The sequence below is a fragment of the Xanthomonas sp. 1678 genome, assembly GCF_031455575.1.
Lineage (GTDB): Bacteria > Pseudomonadota > Gammaproteobacteria > Xanthomonadales > Xanthomonadaceae > Xanthomonas_A.
Genome location: NZ_JAVDSZ010000016.1, coordinates 13,585 through 29,548, shown reverse-complemented (window position 1 = coordinate 29,548; position 15,964 = coordinate 13,585). Strand labels below are relative to the sequence as shown.

At 70.8% G+C, this 15,964-nt stretch carries 19 protein-coding genes; 13 read left to right on the top strand and 6 right to left on the bottom strand.

Annotation, left to right across the window (positions count from 1 at the left end; all coding sequences use genetic code 11):
* Positions 1 to 22: 22 nt before the first annotated feature.
* On the bottom strand, positions 23 to 250 hold the full coding sequence (locus tag J2Y70_RS20705) for a hypothetical protein (RefSeq protein WP_309921984.1): 228 nt from the start codon (positions 248 to 250) through the stop codon (positions 23 to 25).
* Between the two features lie 69 nt (positions 251 to 319).
* Here J2Y70_RS20705 and J2Y70_RS20700 point away from each other — a divergent pair, with 69 nt between their 5' ends.
* Entirely contained in the window at positions 320 to 889 is a 570-nt protein-coding gene (locus tag J2Y70_RS20700; protein ID WP_309921981.1) for a type 1 glutamine amidotransferase family protein, read from the top strand.
* 63 nt (positions 890 to 952) lie between these two features.
* On the opposite strand, the gene msrA is transcribed toward J2Y70_RS20700, so the two are convergent.
* Positions 953 to 1,603 (bottom strand): peptide-methionine (S)-S-oxide reductase MsrA, encoded by a 651-nt coding sequence (msrA, locus tag J2Y70_RS20695; RefSeq protein WP_309921978.1) that lies wholly within the window; start codon positions 1,601 to 1,603, stop codon positions 953 to 955.
* Positions 1,604 to 1,752: 149 nt separating this feature from the next.
* Complete coding sequence (locus J2Y70_RS20690; RefSeq protein WP_309921976.1) at positions 1,753 to 2,265, bottom strand: SgcJ/EcaC family oxidoreductase; 513 nt, start codon at positions 2,263 to 2,265, stop codon at positions 1,753 to 1,755.
* A gap of 127 nt (positions 2,266 to 2,392) precedes the next feature.
* On the opposite strand from J2Y70_RS20690, the gene J2Y70_RS20685 reads away from it, so the two are divergent.
* The 3 genes from J2Y70_RS20685 to J2Y70_RS20675 are packed head-to-tail and all read left to right on the top strand — an operon-like array spanning position 2,393 to position 5,456.
* The gene (locus tag J2Y70_RS20685) at positions 2,393 to 3,091 is read left to right on the top strand and encodes a LuxR C-terminal-related transcriptional regulator (protein WP_309921973.1); all 699 of its coding nucleotides are present in this window, start codon (positions 2,393 to 2,395) and stop codon (positions 3,089 to 3,091) included.
* Positions 3,088 to 4,998, top strand: coding sequence for an ATP-binding protein (locus tag J2Y70_RS20680; RefSeq protein ID WP_309921970.1), 1,911 nt, complete (start codon positions 3,088 to 3,090; stop codon positions 4,996 to 4,998). The genes J2Y70_RS20685 and J2Y70_RS20680 overlap by 4 nt, the downstream gene beginning before the upstream one ends.
* Positions 4,995 to 5,456 (top strand): response regulator, encoded by a 462-nt coding sequence (locus J2Y70_RS20675; protein ID WP_309921967.1) that lies wholly within the window; start codon positions 4,995 to 4,997, stop codon positions 5,454 to 5,456. Before J2Y70_RS20680 ends, J2Y70_RS20675 begins: the two co-directional genes overlap by 4 nt.
* Positions 5,457 to 5,643: 187 nt before the next feature.
* Here the strand turns inward: J2Y70_RS20675 and J2Y70_RS20670 are convergent, their stop codons facing one another.
* Both J2Y70_RS20670 and J2Y70_RS20665 read right to left on the bottom strand, forming a co-directional pair.
* A complete protein-coding gene (locus J2Y70_RS20670) occupies positions 5,644 to 5,871 on the bottom strand; it encodes a DUF2007 domain-containing protein (RefSeq protein ID WP_263397357.1) in 228 nt (75 codons plus the stop codon).
* A 9-nt stretch (positions 5,872 to 5,880) separates the two neighbouring features.
* On the bottom strand, positions 5,881 to 6,537 hold the full coding sequence (locus tag J2Y70_RS20665; protein WP_309921963.1) for a glutathione S-transferase: 657 nt from the start codon (positions 6,535 to 6,537) through the stop codon (positions 5,881 to 5,883).
* A 99-nt stretch (positions 6,538 to 6,636) separates the two neighbouring features.
* On the opposite strand from J2Y70_RS20665, the gene J2Y70_RS20660 reads away from it, so the two are divergent.
* The 7 genes from J2Y70_RS20660 to rlmM all read left to right on the top strand — a co-directional run bounded on the left by J2Y70_RS20660 (position 6,637) and on the right by rlmM (position 12,828).
* Complete coding sequence (locus J2Y70_RS20660; protein WP_309921960.1) at positions 6,637 to 8,391, top strand: glutamine--tRNA ligase/YqeY domain fusion protein; 1,755 nt, start codon at positions 6,637 to 6,639, stop codon at positions 8,389 to 8,391.
* A 172-nt stretch (positions 8,392 to 8,563) separates the two neighbouring features.
* Positions 8,564 to 9,301 carry an AraC family transcriptional regulator gene (locus J2Y70_RS20655; RefSeq protein WP_309921957.1) on the top strand — a complete coding sequence of 246 codons (738 nt, stop codon included), beginning with the start codon at positions 8,564 to 8,566 and terminating at the stop codon, positions 9,299 to 9,301.
* 68 nt (positions 9,302 to 9,369) lie between these two features.
* Positions 9,370 to 10,323, top strand: coding sequence for a DMT family transporter (locus tag J2Y70_RS20650; protein WP_309921954.1), 954 nt, complete (start codon positions 9,370 to 9,372; stop codon positions 10,321 to 10,323).
* Positions 10,324 to 10,374: 51 nt separating this feature from the next.
* The gene (locus J2Y70_RS20645; RefSeq protein WP_309921951.1) at positions 10,375 to 10,752 is read left to right on the top strand and encodes an STN domain-containing protein; all 378 of its coding nucleotides are present in this window, start codon (positions 10,375 to 10,377) and stop codon (positions 10,750 to 10,752) included.
* A 61-nt stretch (positions 10,753 to 10,813) separates the two neighbouring features.
* A complete protein-coding gene (locus J2Y70_RS20640) occupies positions 10,814 to 11,194 on the top strand; it encodes a hypothetical protein (protein WP_309921949.1) in 381 nt (126 codons plus the stop codon).
* Positions 11,194 to 11,754, top strand: coding sequence for a nucleoside deaminase (locus J2Y70_RS20635; protein ID WP_263397350.1), 561 nt, complete (start codon positions 11,194 to 11,196; stop codon positions 11,752 to 11,754). The genes J2Y70_RS20640 and J2Y70_RS20635 overlap by 1 nt, the downstream gene beginning before the upstream one ends.
* A 33-nt stretch (positions 11,755 to 11,787) precedes the next feature.
* The gene (rlmM, locus tag J2Y70_RS20630) at positions 11,788 to 12,828 is read left to right on the top strand and encodes a 23S rRNA (cytidine(2498)-2'-O)-methyltransferase RlmM (RefSeq protein ID WP_309922089.1); all 1,041 of its coding nucleotides are present in this window, start codon (positions 11,788 to 11,790) and stop codon (positions 12,826 to 12,828) included.
* A 226-nt stretch (positions 12,829 to 13,054) separates the two neighbouring features.
* Here rlmM and J2Y70_RS20625 read toward each other — a convergent pair whose 3' ends face one another.
* The gene (locus J2Y70_RS20625; RefSeq protein ID WP_309921946.1) at positions 13,055 to 14,170 is read right to left on the bottom strand and encodes a Gfo/Idh/MocA family oxidoreductase; all 1,116 of its coding nucleotides are present in this window, start codon (positions 14,168 to 14,170) and stop codon (positions 13,055 to 13,057) included.
* Between the two features lie 322 nt (positions 14,171 to 14,492).
* Here J2Y70_RS20625 and J2Y70_RS20620 point away from each other — a divergent pair, with 322 nt between their 5' ends.
* The gene (locus J2Y70_RS20620) at positions 14,493 to 15,215 is read left to right on the top strand and encodes a hypothetical protein (RefSeq protein WP_309921943.1); all 723 of its coding nucleotides are present in this window, start codon (positions 14,493 to 14,495) and stop codon (positions 15,213 to 15,215) included.
* A 47-nt stretch (positions 15,216 to 15,262) separates the two neighbouring features.
* On the top strand, positions 15,263 to 15,667 hold the full coding sequence (locus J2Y70_RS20615; protein ID WP_309922086.1) for an EF-hand domain-containing protein: 405 nt from the start codon (positions 15,263 to 15,265) through the stop codon (positions 15,665 to 15,667).
* Positions 15,668 to 15,964 lie beyond the last annotated feature (297 nt).

The following is a 15,964-nucleotide window of genomic DNA, read 5'->3' as shown; positions in this document are numbered from 1 at the left end:
GCAGTTCCGCAACGGTGCGACCTCAGAGCGGCGGCGACGCCGCTCTTTTTTTGCCTGGCGCTTTCGCGGAACCGGGAATGAAAAATAGCGAATACGGAATGGGCAGGCGAATGGTCGCTTCGCCGCCGCCGTTGCGTTTCCCCGATTCGATCCGGCGCCGTCGATGCAAAAGAGCGATGGCGCGCCGAACGCAGCTTCCATAACGACGGCCAACGCCGCGGACGCGACGCGCATCGCCGACGGTATTCACGGCTCGGCGTTGGCGCCGTCGCAACTTTTGGCCGGCTATGCTGCCGGCTCGACAACAGAGGGGGCGGCAATGGCAACGATCGCGGTGGTGATGGTCGACGGCGTGGCGGACTGGGAAATCGGCACCATCCTGCCAGCGGCGCGAGCGTGGTTCGGCGACGAGATCCAGGTCGCCAGCATCGACGGCAAGCCGGTCGCCTCGATCGGCGGACTGAGCCTGCATCCGGACTACGCGCTGTCGGACCTGGCGCCGCTGGACGCGGACCTGTGGCTGCTGCCGGGCAGCGATCGCTGGCAGGCCGGCGAGATTCCCGGACTCAGCGCACTGCTGCAACAACGCCTCGACGCCGGCCGCGCGGTCGCGGCGATCTGCGGCGCGACCCTGGCCGGGGCCTATGCCGGACTGCTGGACACGCGGCCGCACACCAGCAATTCCGAAGCGTTCCTGCGCGAGCACGTCGGCGTCTACGCCGGTACCGCGCACTATCTGGACCAGAAGGTGGTGAGCGCGGGCGGGCTGATCACCGCGCCGGGTACCAGCCCGGTCGGCTTCGCGGTGGAATGCCTGCGCGTGCTGCATCCCGAACGCGAGGAACAGATCGCGCAGATGCGGCAGATGTTCGCCGCCGAATTCCTGTGAGCGCGCGCGCCGGCCGCAACCGGCGCGCGCAGCATTGGGCGCGGCGGCGAGCGCCGCGCCGGCTCAGGCCTCCAGGCCGAGCGGGCAGCTGACTCCGGTGCCGCCCAAGCCGCAGTAGCCGCCCGGGTTCTTGGCCAGGTACTGCTGATGCTCGTCCTCGGCGTAGTAGAACGGCGGCGCCGGGTACAGGATCTCAGTGGTGATCTCGCCATAGCCGGCCGCGCGCAGGCGCTGCTGGTAGGCGTCGCGGCTGGCGATCGCCGCGTCGTGCTGCGCCTGCGTGCTGCAGTAGATCGCCGAACGGTACTGGGTGCCGGTGTCGTTGCCCTGGCGCATGCCCTGGGTCGGGTCGTGGCTTTCCCAGAAGGTCTGCAGCAACTGTTCGAAGGTCACCGCGTGCGGGTCGTACACCACCAGCACCGCCTCGGTGTGACCGGTCTGGCCGGAGCACACTTCCCGGTAGGTGGCGTTGGGGGTCTGCCCGCCGGCATAGCCGACCGCCGTGCTGAACACGCCGGGCAGCGACCAGAACTTGCGCTCGGCGCCCCAGAAGCAGCCCAGGCCGAACTGCACCTGCTGCATGCCGGCGAAGGCGTCGCGCAGCGGGTGGCCATTGACGAAATGGCGGTTGTGCAGCGGCAGCGGCTCGCTGCGGCCGGGCAGGCTTTCGCCCGGGCGCGGCAGGCGCTGCTTGAAGGCACCGATTCCCAACATGGCGCGGACTCCTGGCATCGAAAGGGATGCCTTGTGGATGGCGCTGCCGGGGCCGGCTTTCAAGGTGCGCGGCGCGGCGTGCCCGCGGCGGCGGCACGCGCTGCCCCGGCGGGCCGGGCCAAACCGCGCGCATGCGCCGCAGCAGCCGGTCAGTGCGCCGCGGTCTTGCTGCCGCCGCTCGCTTCGGGCATCGCCGAGCTGTGGTGGTTGATGATCAGCCACTGGCCGTCGCGCTTCTCGTACACGAAGGTGTAGCGCGCCTGCACCTTGCGGGTGCTGCCGTCGGGATTGGTCAGGGTGAAGGTGTAGACGCCGGCGTCGACGGCACTGTCGTCGTCCAGCAGCCGCACCTGGCGGTAGTTGATGACGCCGCGCGGCTTGGCCGCCAAGAAATGGCTGAAGTAGTCCTCGATCTCGGCGCGGCTGGCGCGGACCTGGTTGGACACGGTCGGCAGCAGCACGCCGTCGCGCGCATACAGGTCGGCGACGCGTTCGGCGTTGCCGGTGGCCAGCGCCGCGTTCCAGCGGTCGAACAGGCCGGCGATCTCGCGCTCCTCGCCCGCCGCCGGCGGCGACGGCTGGCCGCTGTAGCTCATCGCCGGGGCCGCCAGCGCGGTGGTGGTGGTCAGGCTCAGTGCCAGGGTGAACAGGATGCGACGCATGGTGGATCTCCGCTGTGGGTGATGGGTGTGCCGTGTCAGGGCGAGGCCAGTATTGGCAGCGCCGGCTTGCGGAAAATCCGCCGGGCGGCATATCCTCGAATATGCCGTTCGGCATAGTGGAGAGCCCATGCAAAGCCCCCTCAACGCAGGCGATTGGCGCCAGGCGCTGCAACGCGACGCGGCCGACAGCGCGCGCTGGCAGGCGGTGGCCGAAGCGGCCGGCGCGGTCGCCGCGGCGCTCGATGCGGGGCAGGCCGGCATCGCCGCGCTGCACGTGGCGCGGCAGTTGGTGGATGCGCCGCACGCGGCGGTGCTGGCGCTGCGCGGCGCCCGCAGCCTGGTGCTGGCCAGCCATGGCGACGCCTTGCCGCCCGGCGCAAGCGTGGCCATCGGCGGCGCGACGCTGCCCTGGCGATTGGCCGCGCGCGCCGGCGAGGCGACCGAACTGTGCGTGCCGATCGCGGCGCTGGGCACGCCGCTGGGCATGCTGTGCCTGGGCTGGAACGCGCGTACCGCGCCGGCTGCGGGCGACGTGCAGGCGATCGCCACCATCGCCGCGCTGCTGGCGCCGGCGGTGGCCGAACCGGCGCGCGCGCCGCGGCGCAGGAAGCCCGCGCAACCGGACCGGCTCGGCGCGCTCAGCGCGCGCGAACGGCAGGTGCTGGCGCTGCTGCCGCGCGGCCTGACCAACGCCGGTCTGGGCGCGGAACTGGGCATCTCCGCCGGTACCGCCAAGGTCCACGTGGAGCGCATCCTGCAGAAACTGCAGGTCGCCGATCGCACCCAGGCCGCGGTGTACGCGGTGCAGGCCGGGGTAGCGCTGTGAGGGCGCTGGCGCTGCGCTGGAACGATTGGCCGCTGACCCGCAAGAGCCTGGCGGTGGTCACCCTGCCGCTGTTGCTGATGGTGGCGGCGCTGGTGGCGATCTACAGCGTGGAACGGCAGAACATCGCCGCCGAGAACGACGTGCGCCAGACCCTGGAAGTGCTCAGCGACCTGTACGAGGCGCACGCGCTGCTGGCCGAGACCGCCGCCGGCGTGCGCGGCTACCGGCTGGTGCGGCAGGACGCGTTCCTGACCCCGTACCGCGATGCCGAGCCGCGCCTGCAGACGGTGGTGCAGCGCCTGTCACAGCGCATCACCGATCCGCTGCAGGCGCAGCGCTTCGCCCGCATCCGGCCGCTGTTCGCGGAGAAGATGCAAGGCTGGCGGCGGCTGCTGGCGCCGGACCTGAGCCGCGAGGAGGAGATCCGCCAGCTCAGCGAAGGCAAGGTCAAGCTCGACATTCTGCGCGCCGAGTTGCGCGAACTGCGCAACTACGAGACCGCGCAGCTGCAGGTCCGCACCGCCAAGGCGCAGGCGCTGCGCCAGCGCAACCTGATGATCACGCTGTGCGCGGCGATGCTGGGCGGGCTCGGCGCGGTGTTCGCCGTGGCCTGGTTCGCCTCGTCGCTGTCGCGGCGGCTGCGGGTGCTGTCGGCCAACGCCGACCGCCTGGGCGAAGGCCTGCCGCTGGCGCCGCAGCTGCGCACCGGCGACGAACTGGGCCAGGTCGCGCAGCGCCTGGACGAGGCCAGCACCCTGCTCGCCGCGCGCGCCGCCGAGGCGCAGTCGGCGCGGCGCGAGGCCGAGACCGCCAACCGCGCCAAGACCGAGTTCCTGTCGCGCAGCAGCCACGAGCTGCGCACCCCGCTCAACGCCATCCTCGGCTATGCGCAGGTGCTGGAGATGGACCTGCCCGACCCGGCGCAGCGCGGCCAGCTGCAGCACATCCTGGGCGCGGGGCGGCACCTGCTCGGGCTGATCACCGAGCTGCTGGACATCGCCCGCATCGAGGCCGACCAGCTCGACCTGAGCCCGCGGCCGGTGCCGGTGCGCGCGGCGGTCGAAGAGGCGCTGGGGCTGGTCGCGCCCGATGCCAAGGCCAATGGCATCGCCTTGCTGCCGCTGCAGATCCCGCCGGCGTGGACCGTGCGCGCCGACGCGCAGCGCCTGCGCCAGGTGCTGATCAACCTGCTGTCCAACGCGATCAAGTTCAACCGCCCCGGCGGCGAGGTGCGGGTGACCGCCGAAGCGCAGGGCGAGTTCCTGGGCGTGGCGGTGCACGACCAGGGCCACGGCCTGTCGGCCGAGCAGGTGCAGCGCCTGTTCACCCCGTTCGAGCGGCTCGGCGCGGAACGCTCGGCGATCGAGGGCACCGGCCTGGGCCTGGCGCTGAGCAAGCGCCTGACCGAGGCGATGGGCGGGCGCATCGTGGTGGAGAGCAGTCCGGAAGGCTCGCGGTTCTGGATCGCGCTGCCGCTGGACCGCCCGGCCGAAGCGCCGGCGCCGCTGGCCGCCATCGCCGCGACGCAGGTCGGCGTGGGCCAGCGCAGCGTGCTGAGCATCGAGGACAACCCGTCCAACCAGGCGTTGATCCGCACCCTGGTCGAGCGCCGCCCGCACTGGCGCCTGCACGAGGCGGCGACGCTGGCGCAGGCTCGCGCGCAGTTGCAACAGGCCCGCCCCGACCTGATCCTGCTCGACCTGCACCTGAGCGACGGCAACGGCGAGGAGCTGCTGCGGCAACTGCGCGAGCAGCCGCACACCGCGGCGATCCCGGTGGTGGTGGTCAGCGCCGACGCGACCGAAGCCACACTGGCGCGGGTACAGGGCGACAACGTGCGCGCCTACCTGACCAAGCCGCTGGACGTGGCCGAATTCTTCACCATCCTGGACCGGCAACTCGCATGACCCGCAACGATGTCCTGGCCTCGCGCATCCTGATCGTCGACGACGAGCCGGCCAACGTCCGCCTGCTCGAGGACCTGCTGCAGCGCGAAGGCTTCCAACAGGTGGTGGCGACCACCGACCCGCAGCGCGTGCTCGGCCTGGTCTCGGCGTTCGCGCCGGACCTGATCCTGCTCGACCTGATGATGCCGGAGCTGGACGGCTACGCGATCCTGGAACAGCTGGCGCGGCTGGCCGGACCGTCCAGCTTCCTGCCGGTGATCGTGCTCACTGCCGACCCCAGCCGCAGCGCGCGCCACCGCGCGCTCGGCCTGGGCGCCAAGGATTTCCTGACCAAGCCGCTGGACACCTTCGAAGTGGCGCTGCGGGTCTGGAACGTGGCCGAGACCACGGTGCTGTTCAAGCGCCTGCGCGCGCTGGCCGCGCCGGAAGCGGCGCCGCCGGGGTGGAGAGGCGTCTGATTCGGGACTCGGGACTCGGGACTAGGGACTCGGGACTCGGGACTCGGAAAAGGCTGACCTGCGACCTCGCTCATGGCAAGGCTAGCGCCACCCACCCTCTCTTTCCGCAGACCGTCGCTGCCTCGCACACGCCGTTCGTTACGAGTCCCGAGTCCCCAGTCCCGAGTCCCGAGCCCCGGCTCCACCGCTACATCGCCCGCGTCACCTGCCCGCCCAACCCCAGCGTCATCAGCACGGCCTGCGCCTTTTCCAGCAGTTCGTCGGCCACGCATACCTGCACCACGCCGAACGGCAGTTCGCCGGCGCCGCCGAGCAGCGCCTCGCCGAATACGAACGCGGTGATGCCGGCATCCTCCAGCGCATGCTTGGCCAGGTGCGCATCGATCAGGTGCTGGGCGCGATAGGCGATCTGCATGGGCCGCCCTCAGCTGCGCGCCGCGGCGTCGGCAAGCGCGACTTCGGCGGCCGCGCCGACGCGCCATTCGCGCAGCGCCGGCAAGGCCTCCAGCGCGGCCAGGTACTCCGCGGCCTGCGCCGGCACCTCCACGCCGTAGCCGGCGAAGCGCACCGCCACCGGCGCGAACATCGCATCGACGATGCCGAACGCGCCGCACAGGAACGGGCCGCCGGCGCCATGCGCGCTGCGCAGCGTGTCCCACAGCTGCACGATGCGCTCGATGTCCTCCTGCGCCTCGGCGTCCCAGCGGCAACCGTCGGGCCGGCGGCAGGCCTGCATCGGCAGCTGCCGGCGCAGCGCCAGGAAACCGGAGTGCATCTCGCACGCCGCCGCACGCGCCTGCGCCCGCACCGCCAGGTCGGCCGGCCAACCACGGCCGCCCAGCCAGCGCTCGTTGGCGTACTCGCAGATCGCCAGCGAATCCCAGATTTGCAGCGCGCCGTCCCACAGCGCCGGCACCCGCCCGGTCGGCGAATAGGTGCCGATGCGCTCGGCGAACTCGGGCGTATCCAGCGGCAGCGGCACTTCCTCGAACGGCACCGCGAAGTGCCGCAGCAGCAGCCATGGCCGCAACGACCACGAGGACAGGTTCTTGTCGCCGATGACCAGACGGGGAAGCGGCATGACGGGATCTCGCGCATGGAAGGACCCGCAGCGTACGCGGCGGGGCGGCCAGCGGCCAGCTCGGCTAAACTGGCTGTCTACTTATTTGCTGAAGCGCGCATGTCCGACACCCCCGCCACCGACGCCACCGCCCCGGCCGAGAAGAAAGACTTCATCCGCCAGATCGTCCGCGAGGACCTGGCCAGCGGCAAGCACGCGGCCATCCGTACCCGCTTCCCGCCCGAGCCCAACGGCTACCTGCACATCGGCCACGCCAAGGCGATCTGCCTGGACTTCGGCCTCGCCGCCGAGTTCGCCGGGCGCTGCAACCTGCGCTTCGACGACACCAACCCGGCCAAGGAAGACCCCGAGTTCGTCGCCGCGATCCAGGACGACGTGCGCTGGCTCGGCTTCGACTGGGCCGAACTGCGCCACGCGTCGGACTATTTCGAGGTGTACTACCTGGCCGCCGAGAAGCTGATCGCCGACGGCCACGCCTTCGTCTGCGACCTGAGCGCCGAGCAGGTACGCGAATACCGCGGCACGCTGACCGAGCCGGGCCGCAATTCGCCGTACCGCGAGCGCAGCGTTGCAGAGAACCTGGACCTGTTCCGGCGCATGCGCGCCGGCGAGTTCCCGGACGGCGCGCGCACCCTGCGCGCCAAGATCGACATGGCCAGCGGCAACATCAACCTGCGCGACCCGGCGCTGTACCGGATCAAGCATGTCGAGCACCAGAACACCGGCAACGCCTGGCCGATCTACCCGATGTACGACTTCGCGCACTCGCTGGGCGACGCGATCGAAGGCATCACCCACTCGCTGTGCACGCTGGAATTCGAGGACCACCGCCCGCTGTACGACTGGTGCGTGGACAAGGTCGACCTGGCCGCGCATCCGCAGCTGCTGCAGCCGCTGCTGGACAAGGGCCTGCCGCGCGAAGCGGCCAAGCCGCGGCAGATCGAGTTCTCGCGCCTGAACATCAACTACACGGTGATGAGCAAGCGCAAGCTGACCCAGCTGGTGGCCGAACAACTGGTCGACGGCTGGGACGACCCGCGCATGTACACGCTGCAGGGCCTGCGCCGCCGCGGCTACACGCCGGCGGCGCTGCGCCTGCTGGTGGACCGGGTCGGCATCAGCAAGCAGAACTCGGTGATCGACTTCTCGGTGCTGGAAGGCTGCCTGCGCGAGGACCTGGACGCGGCCGCGCCGCGGCGCATGGCGGTGATCGACCCGCTCAAGCTGGTGCTGAGCAACCTGCCCGACGGCCACAGCGAGACGCTGACCTTCTCCAACCATCCCAAGGACGAGTCCCTGGGCCAGCGCGAGGTGCCGTTCTCGCGCGAACTGTGGATCGAGCGCGAGGATTTCGCCGAAGTGCCGCCCAAGGGCTGGAAGCGGCTGGTGCCGGGCGGCGAAGTGCGCCTGCGCGGCGCCGGCATCGCCCGCGTCGACGAGGTGATCAAGAACGACGCCGGCGAGATCGTCGAGCTGCGCGGCTGGCTGGATCCGGAATCGCGTCCGGGCATGGAAGGCGCCAACCGCAAGGTCAAGGGCACCATCCACTGGGTCAGCGCGGCGCACGCGGTGGAGGCGGAAATCCGCCTGTACGACCGTCTGTTCTCGGTGGAGAAGCCTGACGACGAATCGGAAGGCAAGACCTACCGCGACTACCTCAACCCGCAGTCCAAGCGCAGCGTGCGCGGCTACGTCGAGCCGGCCGCCGCGCAGGCCGCGCCGGAGCAGGCGTTCCAGTTCGAGCGCAGCGGCTACTTCGTCGCCGACCGCTACGACCACAGCGCCGCCACGCCGGTGTTCAACCGCAGCGTGACCCTGCGCGATACCTGGACCGGCGGCCAAGGCGCGGGGTGAGCGCAACCGCGCCGCGCCGACCGCTTCCCGTTGCGGCCGGGCGCGGCCGCGACCCGGCGCGGTTTTGGAATACGGTGTCTGAGCGCACGTCGCGCCGCTACGGCCGCCTCGGCGTCACCGTCGCCGGCGCCGCGCTTTCCAACGGCATTGCTGGCACGTTAGCGTAGCGTCCATGTCGCCCGCCCCCACCCTGAGCCTGCGCAGCTATGGCCGCGACGGCCATGCCCACCAGCACGCGCACGTACAGATCGTGCTGCCGCTGCAGGGCGAGTTGGAGATCGAGGTGGGCGGACGCGGCAGCCGTCTGGATGCGTTCCGCGCTGCCGTCATCGCACCGTACACATCGCATGCGCAGTCGGCAGAAGGTGACAACCGCTTCTTGGTGCTGGACTGCAATGCAGCCGTGTTCGACGACGACGCACTCGAACGCCTGCAGCGCGCGCCCTTCCTCGACCTGCCGCCGGAACTGCAACGCCTGCTAGCCTCGCTCGACCCCGCGCAGCCCGGTACCGGCGCCGCAACCTGCGCAGCGCTGGCGCTACGCCAGCTGCGCACGCAGCGCCGCGCATGGGCGCGGCTGCAGGAACTGTGCGTCCGCATCGAGGACGCCCCGGGCCAACCGTGGCCGGTGGAGCGCATGGCGGAAGCGGCGCACCTGAGCGTGAGCCGCCTGCATGCGCTGTTCCGCGAGGCGCTGGGGCGCACCCCGCAGGCGTGGCTGTCGGCGCGGCGACTGGACTGGGTACGCCGGCAGCTGGCGTACGGCGAGCGACCGATCGCGCAACTGGCGCTGGACAGCGGCTATGCCGACCAGAGCGCGTTGACCCGTGCGCTGCGGCGCAAGACCGGGCACACGCCTGCAGCCTATCGGCGCCGCCATCGGGCGGCCTACGTGGCGGCGGAACAGTAGCCTGGGACAAGCCGGGGCGGCACGCGCAGGCCATGCTGGCGCACTACAACGAAGGAACGGGACAGGGCATGCGTGAGCGTTTGTGGGCGGGAGTGGGCAGCGGCATCGCCGCGGGTGCGTTGTGGGGACTGGTGTTCCTGGCGCCGCAGCTGCTCGCCGGGTTCTCGCCGCTGCAGCTGTCGGTGTCGCGCTACCTGGCCTACGGCGCGGTGGCCGTGCTGGTGCTCGCGCCGCGCTGGCGCGCCGCCACCGGCGCGCTCGGCGCACCGGAATGGTGGGCGCTGCTGCGGCTGAGCCTGCTCGGCAACATCGTCTACTACGTGCTGCTGGGCAGTGCGGTGCAGTGGGCCGGCGGCGCGGCCACTGCGCTGATCATCGGCCTGCTGCCGGCGGTGGTCACGGTGCTCGGTTCGCGCGCGGCCGGGGCGATGCGGCTGCGCCGGCTGGCGGCGCCGTGCGCGCTGTGCGTGCTCGGGGTGGCGCTGGTGGCGGTGCAGACGCTGGGCGACACCCACACCGCTCGGACCAGCGTCGGCACGCGTGCGGCCGGACTGGCCTGCGCGGTGGGTGCGCTGGCGTGCTGGGCGGCGTACTCGGTCAACAATGCGCGCTGGCTTTCGCGCCGCCCCGACATCTCCGGGCGCGACTGGTCGCTGCTTACCGGCGTGGTCACCAGCGCATTGGCGCTGGCCCTGGCGATCCCCGCGTTCGCGTTCGACCACGCACACGCGGCGGCGGACTGGGCGCGGTTCTGGGGCGTGGCGATCGTGCTGGGCGTATTCGCCTCGGTCATCGGCAACGCCTGCTGGAATCGCGCCAGCCGGCTGCTGCCGCTGACCCTGGTCGGGCAGATGATCGTGTTCGAAACCGTGTTCGCGCTGCTCTACGGTTTCCTGTGGGAAGCGCGCTGGCCTACGCCGCTGGAAGCCTTGGCGATCGCCTGCCTGCTGGTCGGCGTGCTGTGGTGCGCCTGGCTGCACGCGCCGCCGCAGGTGCGCAAGGCCGATGCAACATTGGGTTAAGGCGCGCCGCCTAGACTGCGGAGCTCGCTTCCCAGCATCAGGAGGTTCCGCATGCCCGCCGCCTTCCGCGCTTCCTGCAGCGGCCTCGCCCTGATCGTCCTTCTCACCGGCTGCGACATGGCGCCGTCTTCGGCCCCCTCGCACCCCGCCGCTGCCGCGCCTGCGCCGGCAGCGACGCCCGGCAAATGCGACGCAATGCCCGACCATGCCTACGACCTGCCCGCCGCGCGCTTCGATGAAACCGCGCAGCAACTGGCCCACGCCACCGGCTGCGGCATCGTCTACGACGACCCGTCGCTGTCGCCACTGCAGGTCAATGCGGTGAAGGGCCGGGTCAGCATCCGCCGGGCGATCCACCAGGCGATCGACGGCAGCGCGCTCCAGGTCACCCAGGAAAGCGCCGATACGATCGCGGTCACTCGCCGCTGAGTTGCCGGCGCCGCGGCCATGCGCGCTACCATGGCCGCGGTCTCTCGCAAGGAAGGTCGCCATGTCCAGTCGTCTCGCGCTGTTGCTGTGCTGCCTGTGCCTGTTCGCCGGCACCCTCGTGTTCAGCGGATGCGCCCGCAGCGAAGGCGCCAAGTCCGCCGCGCCCGGCCTGCCGGTGAAGGTCGACACTAGCTGCCGCAGCGACGCCGACTGCACGGTCAAGAACGTCGGCAACTGCTGCGGCGCGATGCCGGCCTGCGTCAACCGCGACAGCCCGACCGATCCGCAGGGCGTGATGGCGCAGTGCCAGGCCAGCGGCCGCATGAGCGTGTGCGGCTCGCGCGCGATCGCCGGCTGCCAGTGCGTGGCCGGGCAATGCAGCGCCCAGGGCGCGCAAGCCGATACACTGCGCGCCCCCCAGCCTGCCGAACCCGTCCGCTGATGCTCTACGCGCAAGTCCACCTCACCCTGCCCGCCTGGATCCACGACGCGGTCGATCCGCAGGCCGTCTATCCCGGCGATGCCGACAAGGTGGCGCTGGCGGTGGAACTGTCGCGATTGAACGTGGAGGCCGGCAGCGGCGGTCCGTTCGGCGCCGCCGTGTTCGGCCCGGACCACCGGATCATTTCGGTCGGGGTGAACCGGGTCGTGCCGCAGAACACCTCGCTGGCGCATGCCGAGAACATGGCCTACATGCTCGCCCAGCAGCGCCTGCAGACGCCGCGGCTGAACGCGGCGCTGGCGCCGGTGACCCTGGCAACCTCGGCGCAGCCCTGCTGCCAGTGCTATGGCGCGACCATCTGGGCCGGCATCGACCGGCTGCTGATCGGCGCCAGCGCCGAAGACGTGATGGCATTGACCCCGTTCGACGAAGGCCCGCTGCCGGCGGACTGGATCGGCGAACTCGAACGCCGCGGCATCGACGTGGTGCGCGGCCTGCATCGCGATGCCGCCTGCGCCGTGCTGCGCCGCTATGGCGAACTCGACAGCCCCCGCTACTGACGCCGCCCGGCGAAGGCTTCATCCATGTCCTCCCTGAACGGCCTGCTGTGCTACTGCCGGCAAGGCTTCGAGCCCGAACTGGCGGCCGAACTCAACGACCGCGCCGCGCGTGCCGGCCTGCCGGCCTACGCGCGCACCGAACGCAACAGCGGCTACGCGCTGCTGGTCTGCGAGACGGCCCTGCCGCCGCGCGCGCTGCCGTGGCGCGGGCTGATCTTCGCGCGGCAGAAACTGCGCCTGCTGGCCGAACTGCGCGAGCTGGATCCCAGCGACCGGATCGCGCCGATGCTGCAGGCGCTGGCCGGACAGGGCCGCTTCGGCGACCTGTGGGTCGAGCATCCGGATTCGGACGAAGGCAAGCAGCTGTCGGGCCTGGCGCGCAGCTTCGGCAACGCGTTGCGCCCGGCGCTGCGCAAGGCCGGCCTGCTCAGCGACAAACCGCAGCCGAAACTGCCGCGCCTGCACGTGTGCTTCCTCGCCGGCACCCACGCCTTGCTGGCGATCGCCGACAGCGACGACAGCGCACCATGGCCGCTGGGCATCCCGCGGCTGAAACTGCTGTCGGAGGCGCCATCGCGCTCGGCGCTGAAGCTGGAAGAAGCGCTGCTGGCGCTGCTGGCGCCGGAAGAGCGCGAGGCGCTGCTAAAGCCCGGCATGCGCGCGGCCGACCTGGGCGCCGCACCCGGCGGCTGGACGTGGGTGCTGATCCGCCAGCACCTGCACGTGACCAGCGTCGACAACGGCCCGCTGCGCCAGCACGTGCTCGACAGCGGCCTGGTCGATCACCTGCGCGCCGACGGTTTCCACTGGAAGCCGCCGCAGGCGCTGGACTGGATGGTCTGCGACATGGTCGAGCAGCCGCGCCGCGTCGCCGAGCGCATGGGCACCTGGTTCCGCGAAGGCTGGTGCCGGCACGCGATCTTCAACCTCAAGCTGCCGATGAAGAAGCGCTGGGACGAGACCCAGCTGTGCCTGGACCTGTTCGCCGAGCGCGCCGATCGCCCGCTGCAGATCCGCGCCAAGCAGCTGTACCACGACCGCGAAGAGATCACCGTGCTGGCGATGTCGCTCTGAGGCGCTGCGCAGGTCGCGCGATAGCTTCGCTACGAGGCGTCCACCGAGGCTTCTATGAACATCGCAGCTCGGATGCTTCCAGCTGGCGCGGTGTTGTGGGAGCGACTTCAGTCGCGACGGGCTTCACCGGTAGAGCCCGTCGCGACTGAAGTCGCTCCCACAAAAATCCTCCGTGCATGCCGCAAGCGGACGCGGCGGCCCGGCTGCGAGCCAGCCGTCGCCCCAGCTACAGCACGATCCGCTTGCCGCCCTCGCGCGCCGATCGGTGGATCGCATCGATCACCCGCATGTCGCGCAGGCCTTCCTCGCCCGGCGCGCGCATGGGCGTACCGTCGAGGATCGCCAGCGCGTCCTCGTCCATCTGCAGCGCCTGCTGGTGGCGCACCTTCGCGTCGAACACACGGCCGTCGCTGGCGCTGCCGCGGATGCCGTCGTAGCTCTGGAACGGCGCCAGTTCGTACCAGCCGCGCTCGCACTCGGCGCGCAGCCGGTTCATGGTGCGGCCGAAGCTGGTGGCGCAGTCGGCGAGCACCTCGTGCGGGAATTCCAGCTTGAACTGCATGTGCTCGTCGACCTCGTCGAACAGCGCCGGGCGCTCGGTACTGCGCGTGGCGCTGACCGCCAGCGGCTCGGCGCCCACCGTGTAGCGCGCCGCGTTGAGCGAGTACACGCCCATGTCGTACATCGCCCCGCCGCCGAACTGCGCGCGCAGCCGCCATGGCCGCTGCGCCGGATCGGTGTCGTGGTAGCCGTCGTAGCCGGCCTCGGCGCGCACGGTGCGCATCGCGCCGAACGGGCGCTCGCCGGCCAGCGCGATGATCCGCCGCGTGTTCGGCTCGTGCTGCATGCGGTAGCCGATGCTCAGCCGCACCTTGTTGCGGACGCAGGCGGCGATCATCGACTGCGCCTCGTCGGCGTGCATCGCCATCGGCTTCTCGCACCACACGTGCTTGCCGGCGGCGGCCGCGCGCAGGGTCAGCGGCGCGTGCAGATGGGTCGGCGTGACCACGTAGACCACGTCGATGTCCGGGTTGTCGGCGATGCGCTCCAGATCGTCGTAGCTGTAGACGTTGCGGTCGGGAATGCGATGCCGCGCCTGCCACTGCGGGATCTTGTGCGGCGAGCCGGTGACGATGCCGGCCAGCCGGCAGTGCCGGGTCAATGCCAGACCGGGCGCCAGGCGGTTGCTGGCGTAGTCGCCCAGGCCGACCAGCGCCACCCCCAGCGGCTTGTTGCGCTTGCCGCGCGTGGCCGCCCACAGCGGCGATCCCAACAGCCCTGCGCCCGCCCCGGACAACCCGGCGAGCAGGAGACGGCGACGACTCGGCGAAGACAGCGACATGCGGATCTCCCTGATGGCCGGATACGAAGTGCCGAAACCTTAACGCATCCACCGCGCGGCGATGTGAGCGCTATCTCGTTGCCGCCGGCGCGTCTGGCGCCCCGGCCTGCTCGCTTCGCACTGGAGCGCGCCACCCCACCCAAACCGGTCGTCTTCTCCGCCACCGGCACCGCGTCGTTGCCGGCCCGCACGGGCCACCGGGGACGCCGGACACGGCAACCCGAAGGCCCTAGAATGCCGATGGGATGCGCATCGCATCGCCGTCTCAGTCCGCGCAATCGCCGTCGGGCATCCTGCCTGCACTGACTGGAGGGCCGCATACATGCAGCCGATCGAACTGAAAGACCCGGCCGGCTTCGCCGACGAATTCCTGCGCCTGACCCTGTTGCAAGGGTTCCAGTCGCTGACCAAGCGCGACCTGGAGTTGCTGATCTTCGTGTTGCTGGAACGCGACGGCGCGATCTCGCGCAGCGATTCCAACAACGCGGTGGCGCTGCGCCTGCGGGTGACCCCGGCCAAGGTGAAGGGCCTGCGCCGCGACGGCTACGCGCGCTGGCGCGCGCTGGTGCCCGAGGACGGCGACGCGGCGCTGGAGCGCATCGTGGCCACCGTGCTCACCGAGGACAACCTGCGCGCGGGGGCCAAGCACGTCAGCGAACGCAGCAAGAAGGAAGGCTTCCTGGCGATCCGCATCGAGCATCCGGACGACCAGCAGCGCTTCGAGCAGGCGATCGTCGACGTCGGCGCGATGCCGGTGTACGAACGCAACCGCGACGTGGTCGCGGTGCGCTTCGACACCTTGCTGAAGATCGCCGAGCGCTGGGGCTACCTGCAGCCGGAACCGGAGAAGGTGGTGCGCGAGCTGGAGAAGCTCACCCCGACCGCCGAGGAAGTGACCGACCTGTTGAAGAAGGACGTGGGCAAGCTACGCTGGGAGGATGTGCGCCGCGCGCTCAACAGCCTCGGCGCCAAGGCCATCGCCAGCACCGCCGAGGGCGGACTGAAGGGATTGCTGAAACTGGCGTTCCCGTTCATCCCCGGCTGAGCCTGCCGCACCGTCCATCATTCGAACCATCGGAGTCCGTTGTGTCCATGCATTGCCGTTCGTCCCTCCTCGCCGCCGGCCTGCTCGCCGCCGCCATCGGCCCGGCCGCCGCGCAGAACCTGAAAACCACCTCCAGCGTCGTCACCGAACCGTTGCGCGACGTGCCGGCGACCGTGCTGTCGCAACCGCTGAGCAGCGGCGAGGTGACCCACCAGGTGCGGTTGGACGTCGCGCAGGGCGAAGCGCCGGTCACCGTGCGCACGATCCAGCCCGACCGCGTCGTCGGCAACTACCGCATCGACTTCGACGCGCTGGACAGCGACCACGACGGCTACCTCAGCCGCGCCGAGGCGCAGGCCAATCCGGCGCTGGCCGACGAATTCGACGCGCTGGACCCACAACGCCGCGGGCGCCTGAGCCGCGAGCAGTTGGCCGGTTGGCTGGAGCGGTAGCTGAAAGGGTTGAGGTCGCGGGTCGGGGATTCGTAACGGCCGGACTCCGTGGCACCTGCGATGCACGCGCATGGTCTTCGGCATCGGTTACGAGGTCTTCGCAGGAGCCCTGCGTCATGTGGATCCATATCTCCTTTCTGAGGACGCTGCGAGCGCGGATCGCGGCTGAAGCCGTCTTCCAGCTTCAGATACACCTACGCGCCGAACGCGTCTTCGGGCAGCGGTCGAACACGACGCAATCGTGGTGGAAGATCGCGCCCTGCGATTGAGCAAGCACCAGCGGCACGCGGCGGCGTC